12 protein-coding genes are annotated in these 11,815 nt (G+C 69.7%); 4 read left to right on the top strand and 8 right to left on the bottom strand.

What is annotated here, in order from left to right; translation table 11 throughout:
* Positions 1-242: 242 nt before the first annotated feature.
* Positions 243-575: a hypothetical protein gene (locus tag ACWEPG_RS04990; RefSeq protein WP_450116003.1), complete on the bottom strand. Its 333-nt coding sequence runs from the start codon at positions 573-575 to the stop codon at positions 243-245.
* A 313-nt stretch (positions 576-888) separates the two neighbouring features.
* On the opposite strand from ACWEPG_RS04990, the gene ACWEPG_RS04985 reads away from it, so the two are divergent.
* On the top strand, positions 889-1,227 hold the full coding sequence (locus ACWEPG_RS04985) for an RNA polymerase-binding protein RbpA (RefSeq protein WP_450116002.1): 339 nt from the start codon (positions 889-891) through the stop codon (positions 1,225-1,227).
* 94 nt (positions 1,228-1,321) lie between these two features.
* Here the strand turns inward: ACWEPG_RS04985 and ACWEPG_RS04980 are convergent, their stop codons facing one another.
* The 4 genes from ACWEPG_RS04980 to ACWEPG_RS04965 are packed head-to-tail and all read right to left on the bottom strand — an operon-like array spanning position 1,322 to position 5,890.
* Complete coding sequence (locus ACWEPG_RS04980) at positions 1,322-2,098, bottom strand: polyprenol monophosphomannose synthase (protein ID WP_450116001.1); 777 nt, start codon at positions 2,096-2,098, stop codon at positions 1,322-1,324.
* On the bottom strand, positions 2,095-3,753 hold the full coding sequence (lnt, locus tag ACWEPG_RS04975) for an apolipoprotein N-acyltransferase (protein ID WP_450135415.1): 1,659 nt from the start codon (positions 3,751-3,753) through the stop codon (positions 2,095-2,097). Before lnt ends, ACWEPG_RS04980 begins: the two co-directional genes overlap by 4 nt.
* Entirely contained in the window at positions 3,743-5,320 is a 1,578-nt protein-coding gene (locus tag ACWEPG_RS04970; protein WP_452593997.1) for an amidohydrolase, read from the bottom strand. Before ACWEPG_RS04970 ends, lnt begins: the two co-directional genes overlap by 11 nt.
* Positions 5,321-5,326: 6 nt before the next feature.
* Positions 5,327-5,890, bottom strand: coding sequence for an FxsA family protein (locus ACWEPG_RS04965; RefSeq protein WP_450115998.1), 564 nt, complete (start codon positions 5,888-5,890; stop codon positions 5,327-5,329).
* Between the two features lie 138 nt (positions 5,891-6,028).
* Between ACWEPG_RS04965 and ACWEPG_RS04960 the strand changes: the two genes are divergently transcribed.
* Together ACWEPG_RS04960 and ACWEPG_RS04955 are read left to right on the top strand one after the other, a co-directional pair.
* The gene (locus ACWEPG_RS04960) at positions 6,029-6,973 is read left to right on the top strand and encodes an RNA polymerase sigma-70 factor (protein ID WP_450115997.1); all 945 of its coding nucleotides are present in this window, start codon (positions 6,029-6,031) and stop codon (positions 6,971-6,973) included.
* Positions 6,974-7,054: 81 nt separating this feature from the next.
* Positions 7,055-8,242: an NAD(P)/FAD-dependent oxidoreductase gene (locus tag ACWEPG_RS04955; protein WP_452593996.1), complete on the top strand. Its 1,188-nt coding sequence runs from the start codon at positions 7,055-7,057 to the stop codon at positions 8,240-8,242.
* 12 nt (positions 8,243-8,254) lie between these two features.
* Here ACWEPG_RS04955 and ACWEPG_RS04950 read toward each other — a convergent pair whose 3' ends face one another.
* On the bottom strand, positions 8,255-8,770 hold the full coding sequence (locus ACWEPG_RS04950) for a hypothetical protein (protein WP_452593995.1): 516 nt from the start codon (positions 8,768-8,770) through the stop codon (positions 8,255-8,257).
* 218 nt (positions 8,771-8,988) lie between these two features.
* On the opposite strand from ACWEPG_RS04950, the gene ACWEPG_RS04945 reads away from it, so the two are divergent.
* The gene (locus tag ACWEPG_RS04945; protein ID WP_450115994.1) at positions 8,989-9,615 is read left to right on the top strand and encodes a class I SAM-dependent methyltransferase; all 627 of its coding nucleotides are present in this window, start codon (positions 8,989-8,991) and stop codon (positions 9,613-9,615) included.
* A 3-nt stretch (positions 9,616-9,618) separates the two neighbouring features.
* On the opposite strand, the gene msrA is transcribed toward ACWEPG_RS04945, so the two are convergent.
* The gene (gene msrA, locus ACWEPG_RS04940) at positions 9,619-10,131 is read right to left on the bottom strand and encodes a peptide-methionine (S)-S-oxide reductase MsrA (protein WP_452593994.1); all 513 of its coding nucleotides are present in this window, start codon (positions 10,129-10,131) and stop codon (positions 9,619-9,621) included.
* Between the two features lie 291 nt (positions 10,132-10,422).
* Positions 10,423-11,766 carry a helix-turn-helix domain-containing protein gene (locus tag ACWEPG_RS04935; protein WP_452593993.1) on the bottom strand — a complete coding sequence of 448 codons (1,344 nt, stop codon included), beginning with the start codon at positions 11,764-11,766 and terminating at the stop codon, positions 10,423-10,425.
* Positions 11,767-11,815 lie beyond the last annotated feature (49 nt).

Below are 11,815 nucleotides of genomic sequence, written 5' to 3'. Positions count from 1 at the left end.
TCCCGCGTACGTGGTGCGTCTGGGCCGGGATCAACAGAGGAAGAATCCTTCATCGTAATCCTCACGCAAAGGGACAGTTGCGGTGCTGTTTCGGCGTGTTCTCAACGATTCGGCGTTGTGTTCAGCGTAATGGGCGCCTCTGCCTGCCGTCTGTGGATTTGTGCGTCTGTCGTTTAGTCGAGACCACGCCCGAGGGCGTTACCTGGTTCGATCTTTCTACAGGCGACGAAAAGATGGAAGGGTCAACGCAGACGTTCGGCGTCTCGGGCCAGCTTGACCAGCGTGTCGCACAGGGTCGCGATCTCGTCCGCTCCCGCTCCCTCCGCGGCCGCGGTGGCCACGTCCTCGGCAGCGCAGCGCACCTCGAACATCCGGTCCATCGCGGCCTCCGCCTCCGCGGCGGTGAGGATCGTGGAGTCCGGCGCGATCGTGGTGCCCTTGACCGCGCTTCGCTGTTCGTACGCGCGCTGCCGACAGGACTGCCGGCAGTAGCGGCGTCGGCGGCCGACCCCGGCGTCGGGAACCTCCCGACCACACCACATGCAGGACTCGAGTCGGCGGGTGGGGCTGGGCACGACCTCACCCTACTAGGAGGTAAGCAAGTGGGCGGCACGCGAGCGTGCGGCGAGCGAGCCCGGTGCCCGTCGCTGCGGCAGTTCATGGTGGCTCCGGTGGATCGTGGAGTTGCTGACACGGTCGAGAGTTCCGGATTCCCGCACGGCCGGGGAGTCACCCTAGGGGTGAGATCGCCACACCCCCACCGGTAGAATGGCGTGGTTGCTTCTGCGCTCGGCGCGGGAACCATTCGGGAGTACGTGTCGTTGTAGAGAGTGAACGCCTGGTCCGCCGGGCGTGCTCGCGTGACGACCGAGGAGAGGAATCACCACCATGGCAGATCGCGTACTTCGAGGGAGCCGCCTCGGTGCGGTGAGCTACGAGACGGACCGTGATCACGATCTCGCGCCCCGACGGATCGCCCGGTATCGCTGTGACAACGGCGAGGAGTTCGACGTTCCGTTCGCCGACGAGGCCGAGATCCCCGGTACCTGGCTGTGCAAGAACGGCCTCGAGGGCACGCTCCTGGAGGGCGCCGCACCCGAGGTCAAGAAGGTGAAGCCGCCGCGCACCCACTGGGACATGCTGCTCGAGCGTCGCTCCGTCGAGGAGCTCGACGAGCTGCTCAAGGAGCGCCTGGAACTGCTGAAGACCAAGCGGCGCGGAGCCTAGCGGCACCGCGGCGCGGAGCCGGCGGACGCGGACAGGCGTCGGATCGACGAAAGCGCCCCGGAGGATCATCCTCCGGGGCGCTTTCGTGTCGGTACTACTTCCCGATCAGGGATCGCAGCTTGTCCCACCGGTTCTTCATGCCCCAGCCGAGGACCTTGGTGAACGCTTCGGTGATGATGTTTCCGGACATCTTCGATTCACCGAATTCGCGCTCGGTGAAGGTGATCGGCACCTCGACCATGGTGAACCCGGCCTGCAGCGCCCGCCAGCCCATGTCGATCTGGAAGCAGTAGCCGGCCGACTCGATGGCACCCAGGTCGAGGGTCTCGAGCACGACGCGACGGTAGGCGCGGTAGCCGCCGGTGATGTCCTTGATCTTCACTCCGAGCGCGAGCTGGGAGTAGATGTTGCCGCCGCGGGAGAGGATCTCCCGGCGCCGCGGCCAGTTGACGACGCTGCCGCCGGGAACGTAGCGGGAGCCGGCGACGACGTCGGCGCCCGCGTCGATCTTGTCGAGGAGGCGGTGCAGCTGCTCGGGGGCGTGGCTGCCGTCGGCGTCCATTTCCACGACGACCTGGTAGTCGCGTTCGAGGGCCCACTGGAATCCGGCGATGTATGCGGCGCCGAGCCCGTTCTTCTCGGTGCGGTGCATCACGTGGATGCGGCCGTCGGTGTCGTCGGCGGCGAGCTTGTCGGCGATGTCACCGGTGCCGTCCGGGCTGCCGTCGTCGGCGACGAGGACGTGGACGTCGGGCAGGGCCGCGTGCAGGCGGCCGATGATCAGTGCGATGTTCTCCCGCTCGTTGTAAGTCGGAATGATCACCAGCGTGTGGGAGCTCGGCTTGTCCCCTGTCGGCGTACCCGCGCTCATTCGATCCTCTCCCCCAGCCGAGGCTGGTTCTTTCCGTGAACATCCGCACCGTCCTTTGAGGGTGCGGCCGGCCGGCGCCGCCGCGCTGCCGAGTGCAGGGCTGCGGCGAGCAGGGCCAACACGGCTCCGATGCAGAGAGCGAACTCCGGAATCGGGCCGAGCCGAGTAGCCAGCGTAGTGGAGGCGCGCAGCGGCACCTGCGCCACCAGCGTCGTGGGCGTGAAAAGTGACGAAGATTCCTGCACGGTGCCGTCGGGCGCGACGATCGCGCTGACCCCGGAGGTGGCGGCGACGACGACGGCCCGGCCGTGCTCGACAGCGCGCAGTCGCGACATCGCGAGCTGCTGATACGTCATCTCGGTGTCGCCGAAGGTCGCGTTGTTGGTGGGGACCGCGATCAGCTGGGCACCGGCCCGCACCGACTGGTTCAGCGCCCGGTCGAACGCGACCTCGTAGCAGGTGGCGATGCCGATGGGAATCCCGGCCGCGTGCACGACGCCGTCGCCGGTGCCGGGCACGAAGTTACCGGCGCGGTCGGCGTACTCGGAGAAGTGCCGGAAGAAGTCGCGGTACGGCAGGTATTCGCCGAACGGCTGGATGATCTTCTTGTCGTGCTGGTCGCCGGGGCCGGTGGTCGGGTCCCAGGCGATGACCGAGTTGGTGGTGGTGCCGTCGCCCCTGACAAGGACGGTGCCGACGAGGATCGGTGCGCCGACGGCGCGGGCGGCGGCGGTGATCGCGGCGGCCGCGTCGGCGTTGCGGTAGGGGTCGATGTCGGAGGCGTTCTCCGGCCAGATCACGATGTCCGGTCGCGGGGTGCTGCCCGCGTCGATGTCGGTGGCGAGGTCGAGGGTCTGGCGGACGTGATTGTCGAGGACGGCACGGCGCTGGGCATTGAAGTCGAGGCCCAGGCGCGGGACGCCGCCCTGGATCGCGGCGACGGTGATCGTGCCGCTCGCGGTGAGATCGCTGTCGGCGGAGTCCGCTCCGGGCAGGGTCGGCCACAGGGCGGCGGCGAGGACGGGCGCGACCAGGGTCAGCGCGGCTGCGGACACCCACCGCCGGGGGGTACCGGTCAGACCCGTCACCAGGGCGGCGAGACCGGCGCCGGTCAACGCGACCGCGAAACCGACCAGCGGCGAGCCGCCGACGCTCGCGAGCGACAGCAGCAGTCCGTCGGACTGGCCGAACGCCAGCCGTCCCCAGGGAAAGCCGCCGAACGGGACGGACGCGCGCAGCCATTCGGTCAGCGACCAGGTGCTCGCGATCCACAGCGGCGCCAGCGGCAGCCGCGACACCGCGATCGCGAGCGCACCGAACAGGCCGACGAACAGGGCCTCGACGGCGGACAGGGCCAGCCACGGGACCGGCCCGACGTACTCGCCGACCCACGGCAGCAGTGGCAGCAGGAAGCCGAGACCGGCGAGGTAGCCGTACCCGAAGCCGGCGCGCCACGTACGCGGCCGGCGACCCCACCCGGTGAGAACCAGGACGAGTAGGCCGATGCCGACGGGAGCGAGGAACCACAGCGGCCGCGGTGGAAAGCTCGCGAACAGCAGCAGACCCGCGCCGACGGCCGCCGCGCCGTCCCTCAGGACCGGCACCGCCCGCCGCCACCGACCGGGCGCCTCGACGGCCACTGCCTCAGCGTTCATAGATGGTGGCGCCGCGGTGCACGGTGCGCAGGCACACCGGGTTCGGTGCGTCGTCGTCGAGGCGCGGCATCGCGGGCACCCGGGACCGCGGGTCGGTGGACCAGCGCTGCACCGTGTCCTTGGCGGCGGTGACGACCAGTTGGCCGGCGTCCCACACGGCATAGGACGCGGGGGCTCCGGGGACGAGGGTGCCCGCCAGTCCGTCGCGCACCCCGCCGGCCCGCCAGGCGCCGCGGGTGGCGGCCGCGTAGGCCGCGCGGGGCGAGATGCCGCTGCCCTCGGTGCGGTGATGTGCGGCCGCGCGCAGCGAGTCCCACGGGTTCAGCGGGGTGACGGGGGCATCGGATCCGATCGCCAGGGAGACCCCGGCGGACGCCATCGCGGCGAACGGGTTCATCGCGACCGCCCGGTCGGCGCCGAGGGCGCGCGCGTACATCCCGTCCGCGCCGCCCCACTGGGCGTCGAAGCCGGGCTGGACGCTGGCCACCACGCCCCAGGCGGCGAGCTTGGCGGACTGCTCGGCGTCGATCATCTCGACGTGCTCGAGGCGGTGCCCGCACGCCGCGACGGCCGGGCCGCCGAGCTCCGCGACGACGCGGTCGAATCCGTCGACGGCCGCGGCCACCGCGGCATCGCCGATGACGTGGAATCCGGCCTGGATCCCGGCCAGGGTGCAGGCGCGCACATGGGCGGCGATCGCGTCGCCGTCGAGGTAGGAGGTGCCGGTGTGCGGCCGGTCGGCGTACGGCTCGGACAGCCACGCGGTCCGTGAACCGATCGCGCCGTCGACGAACAGGTCACCGCCGAGCGCGTGCGCGCCGGTCTCGGCGAGCAGTGCGGTGGCCTCCTCGGCGCTGCCGACGGCCTGCCCCCAGTACGCCCGGACCTGGACACCGTGGTCGGTGGCGAGCAGTTCGGCGAGATCGGCGCGGCCGGCGATGTCCGGTCCGGAGCATTCGTGGACGGCGACGATGCCGTAGGAGGCGGCCCGGTCCAGTGCGGCGGCGCGGGCACGCGCGCGCTGGTCGATGGTCAGCAGGTCACGGGCGGCGGCGCGGGCGCGGTGGTGGTCGTCTGCGGTGACCGGGGTGTCGCCGGGGATTCCGGCGCTCGTGCGCAGCGGAGTCGAGCAGGCGGCGGAGTGCGCGTCGATCCGGGCCAGGTACACGGCCCGGCCGGGGGCGGCCTCGTCGAGCTCGGCGGTGGTGGGTCCGCGGTCGGCGTCGGGCCAGCCGGTCTCGTCCCAGCCGTGTCCCCAGATCACGGCGTCGTCGTGGGTGGCGGCGTACGCGCGCACGAGGTCGAGGCATTCGCGCAGGGAGCGGGCCGCGGCGACGTCGAGCCCGGTGAGGGCGAGTCCGGCCGCGGTGGTGTGCACGTGGGTGTCGACGAATCCTGGGGCGACGAAGGCTCCGTCGAGGTCGACGATCTCGGCATCCGGGTGAAGCGCGCGGCCGGGGCGGTCCTCACCGACCCAGACGACGGTGCCGTCGGTGATCGCCATGGACGTCGCATCCGGTGCGGACGGGCTGTAGATCCGGCCGCCGACCAACAGTTGGGTACTCACGGGACGTCAGTCTGCCCGCCCGCCGTCGGGACGGTTCGCACCGGGATCGGGAAGTATGACTTCGCCCTCGATGGCGAGCGGATCGACGATCCGCGTGGTGTTCGCTTCCGGGCCGGTCTCGACGATGACGTCCTCGACGACGGTGCCGTCGACCACGGTGCGGTGGCGCATGCGCGAGTAGACCCCGGCCCCGGCCATGCCGGTCGCACTGATCACGGCCAGCCGCTTGCCGCCGAGCAGCGTGGCAACCGGGCGCAGCAGGCGCCGCGTCGGCGGGAGCACGAGCAACAGCCCGATCAGACCGGTCACCAGTCCGGGCACGATCAGCAGGATGGATGCGGCGGCGACCAGTGCGCCGTCGACGATGGCGCGGTCGACCGAACCGGTCCCGCGGCCGGCCTGCACGAACTGACCGAAGGCGGAGCGGAACTGCGAGAAGGCGAGCGCGAGTCCGATGGCCCAGCAGACCGCGAAGAGCACGATCGTCCACCCAACCCCGATCATGGATGCGATCCAGACCACCGCCCCGATCTCCACCACGAGGTACAGCACAAAAAGTGCCAGGAACATGTCGGTCCTTTCGGTCGAAACCCTGCCCGTTCAACGTCCGGGACGTCCGATTTTCTCCCGGACCGCTCCGGAACATGAATCCGGCGCGCACACCTGGCCGGCTGGACGTGACGGGCCCGCGTCCCCGACCATGTGGTGATGTCGCTCACCGACCGCGAGGCCGATCTGTTCGAGAGCTCCAGGGGCCGCCTGGAGGCGATCGCGTACCGGCTGCTCGGGTCCGCCGGGGATGCCGAGGACACGGTGCAGGAGACGTTTCTGCGGTGGCACGCGGCCGACCGAGAGCGAATCGAGACGCCCGAGGCCTGGCTGACGAAGGTCCTCACCAATCTCTGCCTCAATCAGCTCACCTCGGCGCGGGCCAGACGCGAGACCTACGTGGGGCAATGGCTCCCGGAGCCGCTCCTGGCGGGCGACCCGATGCTCGGTCCGGCCGACACCGCCGTCCAGCGTGAGTCGGTTTCGATGGCGATCCTCACGCTCATGGAGCGACTGTCGCCCAACGAGCGCGTGGTGTACGTGCTGCGGGAGGCGTTCGGGTACCCACACCGCGAGATCGCAGAGATCCTCGACCTCACCGAGTCGAACTGCCAGCAGATCTACCGCCGCGCCAAGGGGCATGTCACCACGGACCGGCCCCGCACCGAGGTCGATTCGGTCGCTGCGACGAAGATCGTCGAGGAATTCCTCACCGCGGCACTCAGCGGCGACACCGAGCCGCTGATCCGACTGCTCACCGACGACGCGGTCAGTGTGGCCGACGGTGGAGGCCGGATCCCGGCCCGCAAGACCCCGATCGTCGGTGCGCTCGGTATCGCACGGTTCCTGCGCGGCCTGTTCCGGCCGACGGACGCCCGGCGGGCCCAGGCCGGCGGCAGGCCGGCGCTCCACGCCGTCGTCGTCAACGGCGGCCCCGCCGTGCTGGTCGAGGTCGACGAGCGGATCCTCGGAGTCCTCTGCCTCGAGGCCACCGCCGACGGGGTCGCAGCGATCCGCACCCAGGTCAACCCCGAGAAGCTTGAGCGCATCACGCGCCAGTGGGCGGCCGAGGGGCCTCACCGCCCCCTCGTCGAGATCTGGTGACCCAGATCACAGTTCGGTTCTGTCAGGGATCGCCCGGCTGTCCGGTTCAGGGAGTGACACTCAACCGGACAGGAGCGAGCCATGAAGCACCGCATTGTCATTCTCGGGGGCGGATACACCGGAACGATCACGGCGGGACGCCTCGCCAAGCGGATCCATTGCGACGACGTCGAGATCACACTCGTCGACGCCCACCCCGAGTTCGTCGAGCGGGTGCGGATGCACCAACTCGCGAGCGGACAGGACCTGCCGCACCGCCCGCTGCGCGACATCCTTGCGGGCACCGGGGTGCAGGTCCGGACGGCGCGGGTCACCGAAGTCGACGTGGACCGTCACACCGTCGACGTCACCGCCGAGCAGGGTGCCGAGACGCTCACCTACGACACCCTCGTCTACGCGTTGGGGAGCACCGCCGCCGACCACGGCGTCCCGGGTGTCACGGAATACGCACACGACGTCGCCGGGAAGCGGGCGGCGCTGCGGCTGCGGGCCCGCCTGACCGAGTTGAATCCGGGTGGGACGGTGGTCGTCGTCGGCGGCGGCCTGACCGCAATCGAGGCCGCCGCCGAGATCGCCGAGGCCCATCCGGACCTCGAGGTCGCGATCGTCGCCCGCGGCGGCGTCGGTGACTGGCTGAGCGACAAGGCCGTGCGCCACCTGCACAACGTCTTCGACCGACTCGGCATCACGGTCCACGAGCACGCCGACGTCACGCGCGTCGAGGCGAACGCGGTGGTCACCGCCGCGGCCGGCGAGATCCCCGCCGAGGTCACCGTCTGGACCGCCGGTTTCGCCGTGCACCCGATCGCCGCCGCCGCCACCCTGGAAGTGTCCGAGGGCGGGCGGATCGTCGTCGACGCCACGATGCGGTCGCGTTCGCACCCCGACGTCTACGCCGTCGGTGACGCGGCACTCGCCGACGGCGCCGGCGGCACGCCCCTGCGGATGTCCTGTGCCTCCGGAATCCCGATGGCATGGCTCGCCGCCGACGCCCTCGCCGCCCGTCTGACCGGTCGCAAGGTTCCCGAGACGACCATCGGATACAACATCCAGTGCATCAGCCTCGGTCGCCGCGACGGCATCATCCAGCGGGTGACCCCCGACGACCGGGCCACGCCCACCGCCGTCACCGGCCGCACCGCCGCCCGGATCAAGGAGTTCGTCTGCGCAGGCGCCGCGTGGGGCGTCTCCCACCCGACCGCGATGGTGCCGAGCCGTCGGCGCCATCGCGTTTCCGACGGGACGGTCGAGCCCCTCGCCGCCCCGTGAGGCCGGGCGCGGTCAGCTGCTGAAGATCGCGCCGAGGTCCGGAAGCAGGCCTGCTGCCGGTGGTGTCGAGGGGATCGACACCACCGTCGAGGCCTGCTCCACCGTGAACGTGGTGGCCGGGAACACCGCCAGGTACTCCTCGACGCCCGGGTAGGCCGAGACCCACATGGTCGGGTCGTCGTCGTGGCGTCCGCACGTGGCCAGGACGACGTAGGTGCCGTCCGGGATGTTGGAGACGACCTGGGTCGACACCCCCGGCTGTACCTCGCCCGCGTCGTAGAGGGTCTGACCGCCGGCGATGACGTCCGCGACCGGCGGCAACACCCCGCCCGGCGCGGCCGCGAGCGACGTGGCGCAGGTCAGGGTCACACCGGAGTTGTTGGTGATCGTGTTCGTCACGGTCGATCCGTTGACCGTGTAGCTGTAGCTGACGTCGCCTGCGGCAGCCGCAGATGCCAGCGCAGGAGCGGCGGCGGCAAGTGGAATCGACGCTGCCGCAACGAGTGCGGCGCGGGTGATCACGCGCATACGGGTGTCCTCTTCGTCCGGTTGGGTTCCGGTTGCGATCCTGCCCGACCCGCGGCCCGCTGCCGGTGCAGCCGACCGCCGCCGAGCACGCCGCCGGCCGCGCGTTTCCTGCCGTGACATGCGGCGGCCGCACGCCACTCCCCCTCCGGCTCGCCGACAGACGTCGGGCGTGTCACCACCGCATCCCCTGCGGGCACCGCATCGACGATCCTTGACGGATGAAGAACACGAGCGCCCCGCGAGACGACACCGTCCGAGCGTCGTACTCGGCCAGGTCCCAGGAGTACGTGGATCTCTTCGGCAGCATCGCTTCGACACACCCGTCCGATCGGGCCCTGGTGAGCAGCTGGGCCGCCACCCTGACCGGTCCCGTGCTCGACGCCGGGTGTGGCCCGGGACAGTGGACGGACTTCCTGGCCGAGCGCGGACTGGCCGCGCGCGGGATCGATCTGGTTCCCGAGTTCATCGACCGCGCGCGTACGCAGTATCCGGACCTGTCCTTCGAGGTCGGCGGCTTCGAGGCACTGGACGCCGCGACGGGATCACTGGGTGGCGTGCTCTCCTGGTACTCCCTCATTCACCACAGTCCGCAGGACATCCGGACGCCACTCGCCGAGTTCGCACGCGTGATCCGGCCGGGCGGAGGATTGCTGGTGGGCTTCTTCGAAGGAGCAACCGTAGGGAGCTTCGACCATGCCGTGACCACTGCCCATCGGTGGCCGGTGGCCGAACTCGGCGAGGAGTTGGTCACGGCAGGCTTCGAGGTGGTCGAGACACATACACGAACGGGGACCGGCCACCGGCCGCACGGCGCGATCGCCGCGCGCCGGCAGGACACCCGGTGAGGCTCAGGTGGTGGCTCGGCGGGTCGGCAGTTTCCAGTCCGGTCGCGGAAAGTGGCAGGTGTAGCCGTCCGGGTAACGCTGCAGGTAGTCCTGGTGCTCGGCTTCCGCCTCCCAGAAGGTGCCCGCGGGGGTCACCTCGGTCACCACCTTGCCGGGCCACAGCCCCGAGTCCTCGACATCGACGATGGTGTCCACGGCGACACGCTTCTGATCTTCGTCGAGGTAGAAGATCGCCGAACGGTACGAGGTCCCGATGTCGTTGCCCTGACGATCCTCCGTCGTCGGATCGTGGATCTGGAAGAAGAACTCCAGCAGCGCTCGGTAGTCCGTTCGTGCGGGGTCGTAGACGATCTCCACCGCCTCCGCATGACCCGGATGGTTGCGATACGTGGGGTGATCGTTGCGCCCTCCGGTGTAGCCGACTCGTGTCGACACCACACCCGGCTGCTTGCGAATCAAGTCCTCCATGCCCCAGAAGCATCCGCCTGCCAGAATCGCCTTACGCGTGTCGGACATTCCTTCTCCTTCGTGATTCACCCACCGGGCCGGCGTCGGCTCCGAATGTGGAGCCGTGCCGGTCACTATCGCCAAGCACCGCAGACCGACAAGAAATTCCCGTCGCACGATCACCTGCCGTGCCGGTTCGGCTTCGAGTGTGCCGCCAGCGGATGAGTTCATCGCTACGCTCGCGGGCATGGGCGGGGACTTGTTACTGCTGATCGCCACGATCGGACCGTTGGCGCTGTTCGGGTGGGCAGCCATCCGGGCGAAGCACCGCGGGCTCGGGGGAACGTTCGTCGGGCCGTTTCAGGAGATGTTCGATCCCGGTGCGGCGCGAGCACAGATCGTCATCGAGGAGATGGCGGAACTGCCGGATCCCGCGGACTCGGGCGACCCGGACAACGACGACGATGTGCCGTACACAGTGGTGTACAAGGGTGTTCGGCTCGACATCAACCGTGACAATGCTCGACGGCGCGGACGTGACGGGACCACCAGAGGTGATGGGACCACCAGCCGATCCGGGTGAGCACCCGCCTGGCCAACCCGCAACGCCGACCCCGACGCCCTCGCGTATCTCGAAGACCCATACCCGGCAATGACGCCCTTGTCGTCGACCGCGAACCGTCCGACGCGACCATCGTCGAACAGGACACCGAACGAGCGTCCGACTCCATCCGCGGGACAAGTCTCGGTACCCCTGGATGGATAGGGTGTGTCGATGAGTATCGGGCCCCGTCGCATCGAGACGAACGAGCGACACCCATGATGGCTGGCCCGGACCCTGCCGAGCCAACCCAGGAGCGGTGGCAAGCCCGGGCGATGGCCTGGCCACTGGTATGTGGGGCTGCTGTGGGTACGTGGCTCGCCTTGCAGTTCGCCGGCCCTGATGTCGGATCGAAGCTGTGGGCCATCACGATTGGGGTCTGCGCATCCCTGCCCGCAGGCGCTGTCCTGGGAGCGGTGGCGGTCGGGATCGGCAACGTTGTCCTTCGCTTCGCCGCTCACGGTCGTCCCCCGAGAAAACCGGTCCGACTCCGTGTGCTGTTCGCCGGGGCAACCGGACTGGCAATCGCCGTGCTCGCAGTGGTTGCCTTGGCGCTGATCGGGCTGACCGGCATCGATCTGTGGCCGGCGATTGCGGTTGGCAGCGTCGCCTGCGTTGCTGCCGCCGCGTACTTCCCGGAAGGCCAGACCACCGGCTAGCTGTACTGCCCCGGGGAGGTTGATCAATCGTGAGAAGGGCGGCTGGTTGCCGCACGCCGTGTGCGGGCGATGCTGGTTGTACTGGTGCAACCACGCCCCAAGTGATCCCCGCCGCTCTTGTTCTGAGGTGTAGCAGCGGGCGTAGGCCGATCCGTCGGCCATAGTGCGGTGAAAGCGCTGAACCGGGCCTTCGCGCAGCCGCATCCGCAGGCTCACACATCGCTTCGTCACGGCCTTGCTCGTCTTGTTCGGCGATGTTCTCGGCAGCGAGGAGCGATCGTGCATCGGCTCGCCGGCGAGGTAGCGATCGACCCAGCGCTTCACAGTCGGCCAGGACACCTGGAAATGGGCGGCGACCTCGCTGATCGGCCACCCCTCCTCTACGACGAGACGGGCGACCTTGAGGCGGTGTCTTGGGGTGAGTGCGGCATTTGGGTGTGTCATGAGATCCTTCGGGAATGGAAGAGGGCCAGCCGCTTCGGCTGGCCCTCTT

Source organism: Rhodococcus sp. NPDC004095 (assembly GCF_053604015.1).
Note: the sequence above shows the minus strand (reverse complement) of the source record. Positions and strands in the feature narration are given on the sequence as shown.